At 74.5% G+C, this 14,830-nt stretch carries 15 protein-coding genes; 11 read left to right on the top strand and 4 right to left on the bottom strand.

The annotated features are described in order from the left end of the window. The 3 genes from OG689_RS23085 to OG689_RS23095 all read left to right on the top strand — a co-directional run bounded on the left by OG689_RS23085 (position 1) and on the right by OG689_RS23095 (position 2,665). Positions 1-558, top strand: a complete 558-nt coding sequence (locus OG689_RS23085; RefSeq protein WP_266322812.1) for a carboxymuconolactone decarboxylase family protein — start codon at positions 1-3, stop codon at positions 556-558. Next, positions 555-1,460, top strand: coding sequence for an RNA polymerase sigma-70 factor (locus OG689_RS23090; RefSeq protein ID WP_266322813.1), 906 nt, complete (start codon positions 555-557; stop codon positions 1,458-1,460). The genes OG689_RS23085 and OG689_RS23090 overlap by 4 nt, the downstream gene beginning before the upstream one ends. A 92-nt stretch (positions 1,461-1,552) precedes the next feature. Continuing rightward, a complete protein-coding gene (locus tag OG689_RS23095) occupies positions 1,553-2,665 on the top strand; it encodes a MerR family transcriptional regulator (protein WP_266322814.1) in 1,113 nt (370 codons plus the stop codon). A gap of 12 nt (positions 2,666-2,677) precedes the next feature. Here the strand turns inward: OG689_RS23095 and OG689_RS23100 are convergent, their stop codons facing one another. After that, positions 2,678-3,505, bottom strand: coding sequence for an alpha/beta fold hydrolase (locus OG689_RS23100; protein ID WP_266322815.1), 828 nt, complete (start codon positions 3,503-3,505; stop codon positions 2,678-2,680). A gap of 326 nt (positions 3,506-3,831) precedes the next feature. Between OG689_RS23100 and OG689_RS23105 the strand changes: the two genes are divergently transcribed. The 4 genes from OG689_RS23105 to OG689_RS23120 all read left to right on the top strand — a co-directional run bounded on the left by OG689_RS23105 (position 3,832) and on the right by OG689_RS23120 (position 6,083). Then, positions 3,832-4,275: an SRPBCC family protein gene (locus OG689_RS23105; RefSeq protein ID WP_266322816.1), complete on the top strand. Its 444-nt coding sequence runs from the start codon at positions 3,832-3,834 to the stop codon at positions 4,273-4,275. Positions 4,276-4,435: 160 nt separating this feature from the next. Further along, on the top strand, positions 4,436-4,900 hold the full coding sequence (locus OG689_RS23110; RefSeq protein WP_266322817.1) for a helix-turn-helix transcriptional regulator: 465 nt from the start codon (positions 4,436-4,438) through the stop codon (positions 4,898-4,900). An 18-nt stretch (positions 4,901-4,918) separates the two neighbouring features. Then, entirely contained in the window at positions 4,919-5,491 is a 573-nt protein-coding gene (locus tag OG689_RS23115; RefSeq protein WP_266322818.1) for a hypothetical protein, read from the top strand. Positions 5,492-5,732: 241 nt separating this feature from the next. Beyond that, the gene (locus OG689_RS23120; RefSeq protein ID WP_266322819.1) at positions 5,733-6,083 is read left to right on the top strand and encodes a DUF2516 family protein; all 351 of its coding nucleotides are present in this window, start codon (positions 5,733-5,735) and stop codon (positions 6,081-6,083) included. A 193-nt stretch (positions 6,084-6,276) separates the two neighbouring features. On the opposite strand, the gene OG689_RS23125 is transcribed toward OG689_RS23120, so the two are convergent. Then, complete coding sequence (locus OG689_RS23125; RefSeq protein WP_266322820.1) at positions 6,277-7,908, bottom strand: SpoIIE family protein phosphatase; 1,632 nt, start codon at positions 7,906-7,908, stop codon at positions 6,277-6,279. A gap of 227 nt (positions 7,909-8,135) precedes the next feature. On the opposite strand from OG689_RS23125, the gene OG689_RS23130 reads away from it, so the two are divergent. Next, positions 8,136-8,747: an O-acetyl-ADP-ribose deacetylase gene (locus OG689_RS23130; protein ID WP_266322821.1), complete on the top strand. Its 612-nt coding sequence runs from the start codon at positions 8,136-8,138 to the stop codon at positions 8,745-8,747. Positions 8,748-9,098: 351 nt separating this feature from the next. Here the strand turns inward: OG689_RS23130 and OG689_RS23135 are convergent, their stop codons facing one another. Beyond that, positions 9,099-9,935, bottom strand: a complete 837-nt coding sequence (locus OG689_RS23135; protein WP_266322822.1) for a class I SAM-dependent methyltransferase — start codon at positions 9,933-9,935, stop codon at positions 9,099-9,101. A gap of 414 nt (positions 9,936-10,349) precedes the next feature. Here OG689_RS23135 and mshA point away from each other — a divergent pair, with 414 nt between their 5' ends. Both mshA and OG689_RS23145 read left to right on the top strand, forming a co-directional pair. Continuing rightward, the gene (gene mshA, locus OG689_RS23140; protein ID WP_266327361.1) at positions 10,350-11,654 is read left to right on the top strand and encodes a D-inositol-3-phosphate glycosyltransferase; all 1,305 of its coding nucleotides are present in this window, start codon (positions 10,350-10,352) and stop codon (positions 11,652-11,654) included. Between the two features lie 91 nt (positions 11,655-11,745). Beyond that, positions 11,746-12,309 carry a YbjN domain-containing protein gene (locus OG689_RS23145; RefSeq protein WP_266322823.1) on the top strand — a complete coding sequence of 188 codons (564 nt, stop codon included), beginning with the start codon at positions 11,746-11,748 and terminating at the stop codon, positions 12,307-12,309. Positions 12,310-12,334: 25 nt separating this feature from the next. Here the strand turns inward: OG689_RS23145 and OG689_RS23150 are convergent, their stop codons facing one another. After that, a complete protein-coding gene (locus OG689_RS23150; protein WP_266322824.1) occupies positions 12,335-13,699 on the bottom strand; it encodes an MFS transporter in 1,365 nt (454 codons plus the stop codon). A gap of 148 nt (positions 13,700-13,847) precedes the next feature. Between OG689_RS23150 and OG689_RS23155 the strand changes: the two genes are divergently transcribed. Continuing rightward, the gene (locus OG689_RS23155; protein ID WP_266322825.1) at positions 13,848-14,606 is read left to right on the top strand and encodes a phosphoglyceromutase; all 759 of its coding nucleotides are present in this window, start codon (positions 13,848-13,850) and stop codon (positions 14,604-14,606) included. Positions 14,607-14,830 lie beyond the last annotated feature (224 nt).

Below are 14,830 nucleotides of genomic sequence, written 5' to 3' on the forward strand. Positions count from 1 at the left end.
ATGTCCCGGATCTCGCTCGAACCGCCCCGGACCCTGCTGATGCGCGTCGGCGAGTGGTACTCCCGCCGCACCTACGGCAAGGTCCTCGAACCGGGCCAGGCCCTCGGGCACAACACCAAGGTGCTGTCCACGTACTTCCGCCTGGAGCAGCGCGCCGCCAAGTGGACCGCGCTCGACCCGGCGCTGAAGCACCTCGCGGTGATGGCCACCGCCGCCAGGATCAACTGCTCCTGGTGCATGGACTTCGGCCACTGGGAGGGCGGCCGCCTCGGACTGGCACCGGAGAAGGTCGAAGCCGTGCCGCGGTGGCGTGACAGCAAGGAGGTCTTCGCCCCGCTGGAACTGCTGGTGATGGAGTACGCGGAGGCCATGACCGAGACCGAACCCGCCGTCACCGACGAACTGGCCGCCGAACTGATCGCCCGGCTGGGCGAGCCCGCCTTCGTCGAGCTGACCGCGATGGTCGCGCTGGAGAACTGGCGCTCCCGGGTGAACATCGCGTTCGGCCTGACCAGCCAGGGTTTCTCCGAGGCCTGTGCGCTACCGTCGGGCGGGTGAGCGAAGAAGCCCCGCAGCCCGACCCGGCCGGCCCCGACCGCCTCGCCGTCTTCGAGGAACACCGCCGGATGCTCTTCGGCATCGCCTACCGGATGCTCGGCAGCGTCGCCGACGCCGAGGACCTGGTGCAGGACAGCTGGCTGCGCTGGAGCCAGGTCACCACCCGGGTCGACAACCCCGGCGCCTTCCTGGCCCGTACCGTCACCAACCTCGCGCTGAACCGCCTGGGTTCGGCCGCCGTCCAGCGCGAGGCGTACGTCGGTCCGTGGCTGCCCGAGCCGCTGGTCACCGCGCCGGACACCGCCGAGGAGGTCGAGATGGCCGAGTCCGTCTCGTACGCCATGATGGTGGTGCTGGAGAGCCTGTCGCCGCTGGAGCGCGCGGTGTTCGTGCTCAAGGAGGTCTTCGGGTTCTCCTACCCGGAGATCGGCGAGGCGCTGGAGCGCAGCGAGGCCTCGGTGCGGCAGGTCGGGCACCGGGCGAAGTCGCACGTCCAGGCCAGGCGTCCGCGCTTCGACGCGCCGGCCGAGGTCCGGCGGCAGGTGACGAACGAATTCCTGGCGGCCTGCCTCGGCGGCGACCTCAACCGGATGCTGGAGCTGCTCGCGCCCTCGGTCACCGCCTGGAGCGACGGCGGCGGGCGGGTCAAGGCGGCGATCCGGCCGATCGGCGGCGCGGACAAGGTCGCGCGCTTCCTGCTCGGTGTCCTGGCCAACGACCCGCTGGAGGACCTGCGGGTGTACGAGGTGGACGTCAACGGCCGGCCGGGCCTGCTGATCGACGCGGCCGGGCGGGTCGACTCGGTGGTCGTCCTGGAGATCGAGGACGGCCGGATCGGCGAACTCCGGATCCTGCGCAACCCCGACAAGCTCACCCACCTGCGGCCCGGCGGGCCGGCCTGAGCGCCTGACCGGCCCTCGTTCCGGCACCGGTCCCACGGCCGCCGGAAGCCGGGCTTGACCCTCGACCTGGTCGAGCCCCCAGAGTCCCCGGTATGGAGAGCGACATGCGCAGCATCGGCGAGACGGCCAGGGACAGCGGCCTCACCGTGAGCGCCCTGCGGTTCTACGACGGCGCCGGCGTGCTCCGGCCCGCCCGGGTCGACCCGCAGACCGGGTACCGCTGGTACGCGCCCGAGCAGCTGGCCGACGCCAGGCTGGTCGGACGGCTGCGCCGGGTGGGCCTGCCGCCGGCCGAGATCCGGCTCGTCCTCACGGCGGTGCCCGGCACCGGCGAGGCCCACCGGATCGTCGACGCGCACCTGCGCCGGCTGGAGGACGGACTGTCCGACGCCCGGCGCGAGCTCTCCTTCGTCCGAGCACTTCTCGACCAGAGGGAGCACCCGATGAACCCGATCCGTCCCGAGAGCACCGTCACCCTCGCCGCCGCCGAACTCGCGGCCGCCCTGGACGCCGTCCGCTTCGCCGTCGGCGGTGACCCCGAACTGCCCGTCCTGGCCGGGGTGCTGTTCGAGATCGAGGGGGAGCAGCTGCGGCTGGTCGCCACCGACCGCTACCGGATGGCGCTCGCCGCGGTGCCCGCCCGGGCGGTGGACGGCGCCGCCGCGGCCTCGCCGGCCGCCGCGATCGTCCCGGCGGCGCTGGTGGACGGCGCCCGCGCCCTGCTCACCGGCTGCGCGGAGGCCGTGCTGACCGTCGGCGCGGCCCGGTTCGCCCTGGAGGCCGGCGGACACCGGATCGAGGGCGCCGGCCTGGACCACGACTACCCGGACTACCGGCGGCTGATCCGGCTGGAGCACACCCGGCGGGTCGAGATCACGGCCTCGGCGCTGCGCCGGGCGGTGACCGACGCGGACGTGCGGCTGATGAAGCGCGCCGCGGACGGGGCGGACTACGAGGTCACCGTGCTCAGCGTCGGCCCGGACGGCGAGCTGTCCGCGGCCGGGGGGCCGGCCGAGGACACCTCGGGCGAGGCCGTCCAGGTGGCGGTCGACCGGGAGTTCCTGCTGGACGCCCTCCGGGCCGGCGCCTCGGAGCAGCTGGTGCTCGAACTCGGCAGTCCGATCACCCCGTTGGCGATCCGCGCGGCCGGCCGGGAGGGTACCTTCTCGCTTCTGATGCCCGTCCGGATCCCCGAACTCGCCTGAGCGGACGAGGAGTCATCCCCGGCCGGACAGGAACTCCCCCACCAGGGAGGCGAACCGGCCGGGTTCCTCGATCCACGGCCGATGGCCGGAGCCGGCCAGTACCTCCAGTCGGGCGCGTGGATGGCAGGCGGCGACCAGCCGGGCGGGCGCGGTACCGATCAGGCCGTCCAGGGCGCCCGCGAGCGCCAGGATCTCGGTCCCCGGCAGGGGGACAGGCTCGCCGGCCGACGCGTAGAAGGCCTGCCGGAGCCACGGCGGCGGGGGGACGAGCGGCCGGGCGGTCTCCCGGCGGGCGGCGTCGTTCCAGACCCCCCAGTTGAACGGGGCCATCTCGGCCAGGAGTTCGGGCGTCGGCTCGGCCCCGCCGGCGAGCCTCCGCTCGGCCGCCGCGGCCTGCGGGTACCAGGCCTCGCCCGCCCGGCCGGCCCGGATCTCCGCCAGCTCCGCCTCGTCCGGTTCCCTCGCCGCCCGGCCCACCGGCGTCACCAGCACCAGTCGGCCGACCCGCTCGGGGGCCTCGGCGGCGTACCGCTGGGCGACCAGCGAGCCGGCCGAGTGGGCGAGCAGGTCGACCCGCTCCAGCGCGAGGTGGCGGCGCAGCTCCTCCACGTCCCGGGCCTGCGCCGCGAACGAGCAACTCGCCCGGTCCTCGGGGACGTCGGAGAGCCCGGTCGCCCGGGCGTGCAGCCTGACCACCGTCCGCCCGGCGTCGAGCCCGCCGAGCGTCCCCAGGTAGCGGGCGTCCATTCCGGGCCCGCCGGCGAGCGCCAGCAGCGGCGGGCCGTCGCCGGCGGTGTCGTACCGGAGCCGGGTTCCGTCGTACGAGGTGAAGTGCGGCATCCGGGCATGATCACATGCCGGGCGGGCGCCCTTCCACGGAATTCGGCCTGCCGCACCGGGCGGCGCCGCGGGTGCCGGGGTGTCACCGGGGTTGCAGGGGAGGGGCTTCGACCGTCGCGGTGGTTGCCGGCGGGCCGGCTCCCGGGTGTGCTGGCGAGCCTGCCGGGTGCTCCCCGACGGGTTTGGGATGATGCCCGCACCCGGGCCGCCGGATCGCGCATCCCGCGCGCCGGCGCTCCGGACGCCGGCTCCCCGCGTGCCGGGCGGCCGGCCCCGCACCTCGCGTTCGACTCCCGGGCCGGGCGCGAGCGATCAGAGGAGTGCTCATGGGCGGTCGCTTCGAGGGAACGGTCGACATCGACCGTCCGGTGGCTGAGGTCTTCGCGTTCCTCGCGAACGGCGAGAACGACCGCCGGTTCAGCCCCCGGGTGCTGGAGATGACGAAGCGGACGGACGGCCCGACCGGGGTCGGCACGGTCTACGCCAGCACGGTCAAGGACGCCGGGATGAAGACCCGGCGCGAGTTCCGGATCACCGCCTTCGACCCGCCCGGCCGGATCCGCTGGACCGAGATCTCGAAGAACCTGGTGACCGCCGAGGGCGGCTACGACCTGGAGCCCAGCCCCGGTGGCGGGACCAGGCTGCGGGTCTTCAACGACCTGGAGGGCCACGGCGTGGGCAAGCTCCTGGTCGGGCTGGCACTGAGCGCGGCACGCAAGGACGCCGACGCCTTCGCCCGGCGGATCAAGGCGGCGGTCGAGGCCTCCTGAAGCTCCGGGGCCTCCTGCGTGGTTTCCAGGGGCCGCCGCCTGCGGGGTCGGTGCGGCGGGGGTCGGGACGGGAGGCCGCGGGCGCGGCGGGGCGACACGCGTGGTTGCTCCCGCTAGCAATGTGCTTGCAATTGCAAGCACGGTCGGGCAGGCTGGGGCCATGGCCTCACTGAATGTCGGCTCGCTCGGCGAGTACATCCGCGAGCAGCGGCGCACCGCGCAGTACTCGCTCCGACAGTTGGCGGAGGCCGCCGGCGTGTCCAACCCGTACCTCAGCCAGATCGAGCGCGGGCTGCGCAAGCCGAGTGCGGAGATCCTGCAGCAGATCGCCAAGGCGCTGCGGATCTCGGCGGAGACGCTCTACGTCCAGGCCGGGATTCTGGAGGAGCGGCGTGGGGAGGGCCTCGAACTACGGGCCGCGATCCTGGCCGACCCCCTGATCAACGAGCAGCAGAAGCACGCGCTGCTCGCGGTCTACGACACCTTCTTGAGAGAGAACACGGCTCCGAGGGGCCCGGCCCGCAAGGGTGCGGCCCCGCAGCAGGACCAGGCCGCCGACGGGGAGCAGGACGCACCGCGGGCCGAGCAGCCGACCGCGCAGGCCGGCCGCGACCGAGAGATCTAGACGCCAGGAGGACCAGCCATGCCGATCACCGACGAGATCAAGAAGACCCTCAACGACCCGACCCCGCTGTACGCCCTCGCCGGTGCCGGCGACCTGGCCTACGAGAAGCTGCGGGAGGTGCCCGGCAAGGTCGAGGCGCTCGCGGCGGACCGCAAGGCCACCCAGGAGCGCGCCACCGCGCGACTGCAGGAGGCCCAGGCCCGGCTGGTCGAGGCGCAGGCCAAGGTGACCGAGTCGGTCAACACCCTCCCGACCGACCTCAAGGTGCTGCAGGAGAAGGCGCAGACCTTCGCGCTCCAGCAGGTCGGCCGCGCCGTCGAGCTGGCCGTGAAGGCCAAGGAGACGTACGACGAGCTGGCCGTCCGCGGCAAGGGCGTGGTCGACAAGGGCCGCGGCGAGGAGGCCGGCGAGCTGCCCCGGACGGCCGTCCCCGAGCAGGCCGAGCCGGTCGAGGCGGAGCTCGTCGAGGACGAGGACGGCGAGGACGACGCGCCCGTGACGGGCGACGCGAGCGGGGACGACGCGGCCGACGCCGAGGGGCCGACGGAGAAGAAGGCCCCGCGGGCGCGCCGGAGCAGCACCCAGAAGTAGTACCCGCGGACGGCGGCCGTCGCGGACCTCGGGAGGTCCGCGACGGGTGATCACCCGCCCCGGCGGGTAGGCGGAGCGTGGCAGCCACGAGCTGCCGGCCGGCGGGCGGTGCCCGCCGAGCCGGGCGGGCCCGGGCACATTCGGGTGCCCCGGTACGTTGTCACCTGAACGAGCAGGGTGGCCATGCCGCGAAGGGCGGCGTCGCCGCCGTAACGGGGCGGGCCTGAGTGAGGAGACCGTAGTGGGCGGATTGGGCCAGGTGCTGGCCTTCGACTTCCTGAACCCCTTCTGGTGGCTGGCCGTCGGAATCCTGGGGTTCAAGCTGGCCGCGTTGCTCGACGCCGCGAGCCGGCGGGACGACGCCTACCGGGCGGCCGACAAGAAGAGCAAGCCGTTCTGGCTGATCCTCCTGGGTATCGCGTTCGGCTTCGACCTGCTGTTCGGGGCGAACTTCCTGTACAGCTTCCTGACGCTCGGCGGCTTGGTCGCCGCGATCGTCTACATGGTCGACGTCCGACCGGCGATCAAGCAGCTGACGGACGGTCGGGGCGGGAACAACAAGCGGAACACGGGCCCCTACGGGCCCTGGTGACGGCAGGTCGGCCAGGACGGGCCGGCCGTGCGTGGACGGGCCGGGTGCGCAGGCACCCGGCCCGTCGGCGTTCTCATCCCCGGACGGCGCACCGCCTGGAGGGGCGCCGCCCGAAGGCGGCCCCGGCCGCGGGACGCCGTTCGGTTCGGCCCAGGACCAGCTCGGCCCAGGAGCAGCTCGGCCCAGGACCAGCTCAGCCCAGGATCAGCGGGGCGGGATTGCGTTCGAGCAGCAGGACGGCGACGTCGTCCGTCAGCGCCCCGCCGTTGAGCTCCTCGACCTCGGCGATCGCGCTGTCGACCAGCCGGCCCCGGGTGAGCCCGGCGGCCTGGTGGTCGCCGATCAGCTCGGCCAGGCCGTCCTGGCCGAGCCGCCGGGAGCCCGCGCCGACCCGGCCCTCGACCAGCCCGTCGGTGTAGAGCAGCAGGCGCCACCCGGGCCGCAGCTCCAGCCGCTGCGCCGGCCAGGCGGCCTCGCAGTCGTCGCAGGGGAGCAGCCCCAGGGCGGGGCCGGCCTGCCCGGCGGGGAGCAGCTCGGGGGTGTGGTCCGGGCCGAGGAGCAGCGGGACGGGGTGCCCGGCGAGGTAGAGCCGGGCGTGCTCGACCGCGCCGTCCGCCGCCGGGCTCCGGCCGTCGGCCCGGGTGACCGCCGGGGCGCCGGCCGGCTTCGTGGCCTTCGCGGTCCGGTCGGTGCGGGCGGCCGGACCGGTCGGGTCGTCGCCGGGCTCGATGACGAGCATGCAGAGTGTCGCGAAGATCTCGTCGCTGCGGCGCTCGTGCTCCAGCACGTGCTGAAGCGTGGTCAGCAGCTCCTCGCCGGTGAGGCCGGCGAACACCAGGGTGCGCCACGCTATCCGCAGGGCCACGCCGAGGGCGGCTTCGTCGGGGCCGTGCCCGCAGACGTCGCCGATCACCACGTGGACGGTGCCGTCGTCGGTGCGGACGGCGTCGTAGAAGTCGCCGCCGAGCAGGGCCCGGCGGCGACCCGGGCGGTAGCGCCGGGTGAAGGCGAGCCCGGCGCCGTCGAGCAGCGGGGTCGGGAGCAGATGGCGCTGGAGCCGGGCGTTCTCCTGGCCGCGCAGCTCGGCCTCGACCAGCCGCCGCTGCGACTCGTCGGCCCGCTTGCGCTCCACCGCGTAGCGCAGGGCCCGGGCGAGCAGCGGACCGTTGGTCTCGTGCTTGATCAGGAAGTCCTGGGCACCCGCCGCGACGGCGGCTGCCCCCAGTTCGGCGCCGGCGGCGTCGGTGAGGACGACCACGGCGGTCTGCGGGGCCCGGCGCAGCAGCTCGCGCAGCCCGTCCAGGCCGTCGGAGGCCTCCCCGGCCCCGGCCCCGGTCGTGGCGAGCCGGCTGTGGTCGGGCCGCCCGTGGTCCGGGGCCGCGGTGGCCGGCCGGCCGGTCGGGGCGGCGAGGTCCAGGAGTACGCAGCCGAAGTCGGTGCCGCGTGTGCGGCCCCGACGGGTCCACGGGGGAGGGGGTGCGAGCAGGTCGACGGCGTGGTCCAGGCTGTGCGCCCAGTGGATCTCGAAGGACGCGCCGCTGCCGGCCACCGCCGCCTTGATCAGCTCGGCGTCCGAGGCGTCGTCCTCGATCACCAGCACCTTGAGCGGGGCGGCCTCCAGGGGGGCCGGGCGGGCGGCCTGGGTGGGGGCGCTGTCCTGGGCGGGGGTGCCGCGCGGGTGCGGTATCGGCGCGGCGGCCACCGTGGTGGGTGCCGGCCGCTCCTCGCGGACCGTCCGGCTGCGGGCACGGCCGTCACGGGCACCGGCGAGGGCGCCCGGTGGGTCACCGGCGCCAGGTGCCCGCCCGTCTCCCGTTGCGGGCATCGGTCGATCCTCCCTTTCCCCGACTGGGCAACGGTCGGCATCCGTGCGCAGTGCCCGCCTGGCACCGCGTGTCGGGGAACTTCTCGCGACCATAACGTGATCTCCGGGGATTTCTGTGGCTCGTCGGCTTCGGTGTGGCTATCGCCACGCCGCTGCCGGCTCGTCCGGATAGCGTGAACGACATGGGCGGCCCGGCGAATCCGGGCCGGGGACGGGAGGACAGAGCGGTGTTGGGGATCACGCTGATCGAGGGTGACATCACCGAGCAGCGGGTGGACGTGGTGGTGAACGCCGCGAACTCCTCGCTCCTGGGTGGTGGTGGCGTCGACGGAGCCATCCACCGCAAGGGCGGCCCCGAGATCCTGGCGGAATGCCGGGCGCTGCGGGCCTCCCACTACGGCAAGGGCCTGCAGATCGGCAGAGCGGTCGCGACGACGGCCGGGCGGCTGCCGGCCCGCTGGGTGGTGCACACGGTGGGGCCGGTGTATCTGGCCGAGGACTACGAACGGCGGGCTGAGTTGCTGGCCTCCTGCTATCGGGAGTCGCTACGGGTGGCGGCGGAGCTGGGTGCGCGGACGGTGGCCTTCCCGGCGGTGTCGGCCGGGGTGTACGGCTGGCCGCTGGACGACGCGGCCCGGATCGCGCTCACCACGGTGGCGGACGCGGCCTTCGGTTCGCAGGCGGGAGAAGAGGGGCGGGAGAAGCAGAAGGAGGAGAAGGGGGAAGAGGAGAAGGGGGAGGACGGCCCGGAACCGGTGGAGGTGCGGTTCGTCCTGTTCGGTGCGGAGTCGTACGCGGCGTTCGACCGGGCGTTGCGGGCGCTGGAGCAGCGTGGCTGACGGCAGGGAGGCGGCGGGCCGGACGGCAGGGCGCGGAGGCGGGGGACGGGTAGGCGGATGCGGACCCGGGCACGGCGGCGGGCACGGGGAGGCGGTGCTGCGGCAGGACTGGTCGGGGCGGCCGTGCCGGCGAGGCCGGACCGGCTGACCCCATGGTGGCGTGACGGGACGTCAACACGCCAGAGTAATTCGATAACTCGTTCGAGTGAATCCCCGCGATCGCACCCCAGCTCCCCGACCGGAACACCCGCCGGTGCCGCCACCTGCCGGTTCCCGCCCGATCCCGGCAGGCCTTGCCTGCACCGCCGACGCCTGCCCAGCCCCCCGGCGCGTCTGCCCGGCTCTGCCGTCCTAGGGCTGGGGCGCCAGCGCCGTCCAGGGCACGGTGACCTCGCCCTGCCGCCACCGGCCACGCGCGTCCAGCAGGGGCCAGCTGCCGCTCAGCGCCGTGCACGCGGCCACCCAGCGCTGCCGGGCGCCGAACGCCCCGTACGGCGCGGCCGCCGCCCACGCCCGGTCGAAGTCCGCCAGGAAGGCGTGCACCGGCCGGCCGGGCACGTTGTGGTGGATCAGCGCCTTCGGGAGCCGTTCGGCCAGGTCGGAGGGCTGCCCGAGGCCGCCCAACCGGGCCGCGAAGGTGACCGTCCGGGGGCCCTCGGGGCCGATCGCCACCCAGACGTGCCGCCGCCCGATCTCGTCGCAGGTGCCCTCGACCAGCAGCCCGTCCGGCGCCAGCCGCCCGCGCAGCCGGTCCCAGACGGCGGCCACCGCCGTCTCCTCGTACTGCCGCAGCACGTTGGCCGCCCGGATCAGCTGCGCGGGCACGCCGCCGTCCAGCGGCACCTCGAAGCCCCCGCGCCGGAAGGTCAGCAGCGGGGGCACGGCGTGCGGGAGGGCCGCCGCGACCCGATCCGGCTCGATCTCGATCCCCACCACCCGGACGTCGGCCCGGACGGCGCGCAGCCGGGCGGAAAGCTCCACCGCCGTCCACGGCGCGGCCCCGTACCCCAGGTCGACCGCGACCGGCGGCCGGTCGGACGCGCGCAGCGCCGGGCCGAGGGTGTGGGCGATCCAGCGGTCCATCCGCCGCAGCCGGTTGGTGTTGGTGGTGCCGCGGGTGACCGTTCCGAGCGGTCGGGCCGCCCGGCCCCGGGTCGTCGGGGGTGCGGGATCGAAGGAAGCGGCCATCCCAGCAGGGTACGCGCCGCCCTCCGGCGGATCTCATGGAGCGGGACGGGAATGTGGGCCGAAGGCCCGTGGTTGGCACACTGGTGGCGGCGTGCGCCCGGTCGGCCCCACCGGCCGGCAGACGCCGCCGACCGGTGTCTGCGAACACGCCTGCACCGGGCTGTGACCAAGGAGCGGTGGCCGGGGGAGACGGCGGCCGGCTCCGGGCGAGCGGCGAGGCGGGACCTCGGCGGTACGGCGGCGCGGGGTGGCACGGGGGAGGGCCGCGACGAGGGGGCGGTACGCGGCAGTGTCGCCGCGGCACGGCAGTGGCAGCAGGAAGAAGTGGGGGAGCACAGAGGAGGCTTCAGCCAGGTGATCCAGGACCCTGTCCGTTCGGTTCGTCGTGTCCAGGGCCAGCCCGGCCGTGGCCGGCTGCAGACGCTGGTCGGCGCCAGGTCCCGCCGGCCGCGCCGGATAGCCATGCTCAGCGTGCACACCTCGCCCTTGCACCAGCCCGGTACGGGTGACGCGGGCGGGATGAACGTCTACATCGTCGAGCTGGCCAAGCGCCTCGCCGAGCTCAACATCGAGGTGGAGGTGTTCACCCGGGCGGTCTGCTCGGACGACGCCCCCACCGTCGAGCTGGCCCCGGGCGTGCTGGTGCGGCACGTCACCGCCGGGCCGTTCGAGGGTCTGATCAAGGAGGACCTGCCGGCCCAGCTGTGCGCCTTCACCCACGGCGTGCTGCGGACCGAGGCCGGTCACCGTCCCGGGCACTACGACCTCGTCCACTCGCACTACTGGCTCTCCGGTCAGGTCGGCTGGCTGGCCGCGCAGCGCTGGGGCGTGCCGCTGGTGCACACCATGCACACCATGGCCAAGGTCAAGAACGCCGCGTTGGCCGAGGGCGACAGCCCCGAGCCGCCGGCCCGGGTGATCGGCGAGACACAGGTGGTCGAGGCCGCCGACCGCCTGATCGCCAACACCGCCGAGGAGGCGGCCGAGCTGGCCCTGCACTACGCCGCCCGGCCCGACCAGCTCGCCGTCGTCCACCCCGGCGTCAACCTGGACGTCTTCCGCCCGGGGGACCAGCAGGCCGCCAGGTCCCGGCTGGGCCTCCCGCAGGACGCCGCCGTGCTGCTGTTCGCGGGCCGGATCCAGCCGCTGAAGGCCCCGGACGTCCTGCTGCGCGCGGTTGCGGTACTGCTCGACCGGGAGCCCGGGCTGCGCGAGCGGCTGGTCGTCCCGATCGTCGGCGGCCCCTCCGGCAGCGGGCTGGCCAAGCCGGAGAGCCTGCACAAGCTCGCCGCCGAGCTCGGCATCGGCGACGTGGTCCGGTTCCACCCGCCGGTCGGGCAGGACCGCCTGGCCGACTGGTACCGCGCCGCGACGGCCCTGGTGATGCCCTCGTACAGCGAGTCCTTCGGCCTGGTCGCCCTGGAGGCCCAGGCCTGCGGGACGCCCGTGGTGGCCGCGGCCGTCGGCGGCCTGCCGGTCGCCGTCCGCGACGGTGTCACGGGCAGCCTGGTGGCCGGCCACGACCCCGGCGACTGGGCCCGGGCGCTGAAGCCCTACGCCACCGAGCCGGGGCTGGTCCGCGACCGGGGCCGGGCCGCCGCCCGGCACGCCGCCGAGTTCGGCTGGGGCGCGGCCGCCGCAAGTACCGCCGAGGTGTACGCGGGCACCCTGGGCCGGCCCGCCGGCCGACTCGGCAACTCCCGCCTGCGGCTGGCCTGAGGCACGGGACGCCCGGGCGGACGGGGACGCCCGGGCGCCGGGCGGCGCCCGTTGCTGCGCGCCGGCGGTACCGGCGGGTAACGTCACCCTCATGGCAATCCGCACCAAGGACGAGGCCCTGACCCTCCTGCGTACCGCCCTGGACGAAGCCGGGGTGGCCTGGGAGCCCGCCGCCACCGACCCGTTCACGCTGGTCGCGACACTGCCGGGGACCCGCAAACTGAGCACCGCCTGTGCGCTGCGGGTCGGCGACCACACGCTGTCCGTGAACGCCTTCGTGATCCGCCGCCCCGACGAGAACCACGAGGGCGTCTACCGCTGGCTGCTGGAGCGCAACACCAAGCTGTACGGGGTCGCGTACGCGATCGACGCCCTCGGCGACGTCTACCTCGCGGGCCGGCTGCCGCTGGAGGCGCTCACCCCCGACTCGGTGGACCGCCTGCTCGGCACGGTGCTGCAGAGCGCGGACGAGCCGTTCAACACCCTGCTCGAACTCGGCTTCGCCTCCGCGATCCGCCGCGAGTGGGAGTGGCGCACCAAGCGCGGCGAGTCGACCCGGAACCTCGACGCCTTCGCCCATCTCGCCGGGCCCCGGGAACCCGGCCGGCCGGCCGCCGGCGACGCCGCTCCGGCCGGAGGGCCGTCCCCGGCCTGAGCCGGGGCGCGGCCCCGGCCGGGCCTCAGGCGCTCGCGCCCCGGTCACCGCCGGCGGCTCCGCAGCCGGCGCTGTCGGCAGCGTCCTTGCTGGCGACAGCCCGCTCCGCGCTCGGCTGCTCGGGCAGCGTCACCCGGGGCGTCCCGGGCAGGTCCGCCGCCACCCCGGGCAGGTCCGCCGCCACCGGGCCGGACGTCCGGCGGCCGAGCACCAGGTGGCCCGCCGCGGCGAGCGTCCCGCAGACCGCGCAGGCGCCCCAGACCGCGCCGCCGCCCGCGTACTGCAGGAGCAGCCCGCCGACGGCCGGGCCGAGGAAGGACGCCAGCGACCAGGAGAGCGAGTAGACGCCCTGGTAGCGGCCGCGCGCGTGGGTCGGGGAGAGCTCGGCGACCAGTCCCATCATGGTCGGCGCGTTCATGATCTCGCCGATCGTCCAGACCGCGACGGTGGCCGCGAAGAGCATCGCGGAGGAGCCGGCCAGGGCCGTCAGCCCGAAGCCCCAGCCGGTCAGCAGCGCGCTGGCGACCAGCAGGGCCGTCCGGTCGCGGCCCTCCATCAGCCGGGTCACCGGGATCTGCAGCAGCACGATCAGCAGGCCGTTGAGGCCGATCACCAGCCCGTACTGCGTGCTGGAGATGCCGGCCTGCCCCATGTCGACGGCCAGCGTGGTGCTGCCCTGCTGGGCGACCAGGGCCAGCAGCACGTTGAGGGCGACCACGGTCATGAACCGGGCGTCGCGGAACACGGTGGCCAGGCCGACGGTCGGCTCGTCCGGGCGGGCGGCGGGCGCGTCGGGCCTGGTCTCCGGGATCTTCACGAAGATCAGCACCGCGCAGAGCAGCGTGGAGAGCGCGTCCAGCAGGAAGAGCGCCAGGTAGCCGTGGGTGGCGATCAGGCCGGCCGCCGCGGCGGAGACCCCGAAGCCGATGTTGATCGCCCAGTAGTTCAGCGAGTAGGCCCGGACCCGGTCGGCGGCCGGCACCAGGTCCGCGATCATCGCGGAGACGGCGGGCCGGGAGGCGTTGTTGAAGAGCCCGACCAGGAAGGCCACCACCGCGATCGCCGCCGGGCCGTCCGAGAAGCCCAGCACCGCGGTGAAGACCGCCGTCCCGAGCTGGGCGGTGACCAGGGTGGGGCGCCGGCCGATCCGGTCGGTCAGCACCCCGGCGCCGAGGGCGGCGACGGCCGAGCCGAGGCCGAAGAGCGCGGCGACCAGACCGGCGTACGAGGCCGAGTAGCCGCGGTCGGCGGTCAGGTACAGGGCCAGGAAGGTGACCACGAATCCGCCGAGCCGGTTGACCAGGGTGGAGGTCCAGAGCCACCAGAACTGGCGCGGGAGGCCGCCCAGCGTCTCCCGCGCGGTGCTGCTGATTCGGGCGGGGACGGGCATGCGGGACTCCCGGACGGCAGGTGTCACGGTGAGCGGTACGGGGTGGACCGGACATCGGGACAGTAAGTGGCTCTGGCGATGAGCACACATTACACAGTGCCCCCGGCGCCTGTCAGTCCCTTAAATCCCCTCCACTAAGCTGGGGGTCATGGCTGATACGACCTACCGACTGATCCTGCTCCGCCACGGCGAGAGCCAGTGGAACCAGAAGAACCTGTTCACCGGTTGGGTCGACGTCGACCTCAACGAGAAGGGCGAGAAGGAGGCCGCCCGTGGTGGCGAGCTGCTCGCCGCCGAAGGCTTCCTCCCGGACGTGCTGCACACCTCGCTGCTGCGCCGCGCCATCCGCACCTCGCAGATCGCGCTGGACAAGGCCGACCGACACTGGATCCCGGTCAGCCGCAGCTGGCGGCTGAACGAGCGCCACTACGGCGCCCTGCAGGGCAAGGACAAGGCACAGACGCTCGCCGAGTTCGGCGAGGAGCAGTTCCAGCTCTGGCGCCGCTCGTACGACACCCCGCCGCCGGTGCTGGCCGACGACAACGAGTACTCGCAGGCCGGCGACGCCCGCTACGCCGAGATCCCGAGCGAGCTGCGTCCGCGGACCGAGTGCCTCAAGGACGTCGTCGACCGGATGCTGCCGTACTGGTACGACGCGATCGTCCCGGACCTCGCCGCCGGCAAGACCGTCCTGGTCACCGCCCACGGCAACAGCCTGCGCGCGCTGGTCAAGCACCTCGACGGCATCTCCGACGAGGACATCGCGGGCCTGAACATCCCGACCGGCATCCCGCTGGTCTACGAGCTCGACGCCGACTTCAAGCCGGTCGCCAAGGGCGGCCGCTACCTCGACGCCGACGCCGCCGCGGCGGCCATCGAGGCGGTCAAGAACCAGGGCAAGAAGTAGTCCGAACTCCCATCGGCCGGTCCGGCCCCGCTCCCCGCGTCGGGGGGCGGGGCCGTTTCGCGTTCCGGCCGCCGTGGTCCGCCCCCGCCCGGCTGCCTTGCGGGGCAGGGGTACTGACCGATCGTCAACGGCCTGCGTCTCAAAATGGTTCAGACCATTGACGCTCGGGGGGCCCGGCTTCTAGCGTGGGGGTACTGGCCTGGCGCAGGCATGCCAACGAACGC

The organism is Kitasatospora sp. NBC_00240 (assembly GCF_026342405.1).
In the GTDB taxonomy this organism is placed as follows: Bacteria; Actinomycetota; Actinomycetes; order Streptomycetales; family Streptomycetaceae; genus Kitasatospora.

What these genes read in the sequence shown, in the direction of transcription:
- OG689_RS23145 (WP_266322823.1), top strand. Translation starts at nt 11,746, where the DNA reads ATGGCAATCCGCACCAAGGACGAGGCCCTGACCCTCCTGCGTACCGCC.
- OG689_RS23150 (WP_266322824.1), bottom strand. Translation starts at nt 13,699, where the DNA reads ATGCCCGTCCCCGCCCGAATCAGCAGCACCGCGCGGGAGACGCTGGGC.
- OG689_RS23155 (WP_266322825.1), top strand. Translation starts at nt 13,848, where the DNA reads ATGGCTGATACGACCTACCGACTGATCCTGCTCCGCCACGGCGAGAGC.
- OG689_RS23095 (WP_266322814.1), top strand. Translation starts at nt 1,553, where the DNA reads ATGGAGAGCGACATGCGCAGCATCGGCGAGACGGCCAGGGACAGCGGC.
- OG689_RS23085 (WP_266322812.1), top strand. Translation starts at nt 1, where the DNA reads ATGTCCCGGATCTCGCTCGAACCGCCCCGGACCCTGCTGATGCGCGTC.
- OG689_RS23105 (WP_266322816.1), top strand. Translation starts at nt 3,832, where the DNA reads ATGGGCGGTCGCTTCGAGGGAACGGTCGACATCGACCGTCCGGTGGCT.
- OG689_RS23115 (WP_266322818.1), top strand. Translation starts at nt 4,919, where the DNA reads ATGCCGATCACCGACGAGATCAAGAAGACCCTCAACGACCCGACCCCG.
- OG689_RS23135 (WP_266322822.1), bottom strand. Translation starts at nt 9,935, where the DNA reads ATGGCCGCTTCCTTCGATCCCGCACCCCCGACGACCCGGGGCCGGGCG.
- OG689_RS23125 (WP_266322820.1), bottom strand. Translation starts at nt 7,908, where the DNA reads ATGCCCGCAACGGGAGACGGGCGGGCACCTGGCGCCGGTGACCCACCG.
- OG689_RS23100 (WP_266322815.1), bottom strand. Translation starts at nt 3,505, where the DNA reads ATGCCGCACTTCACCTCGTACGACGGAACCCGGCTCCGGTACGACACC.
- OG689_RS23110 (WP_266322817.1), top strand. Translation starts at nt 4,436, where the DNA reads ATGGCCTCACTGAATGTCGGCTCGCTCGGCGAGTACATCCGCGAGCAG.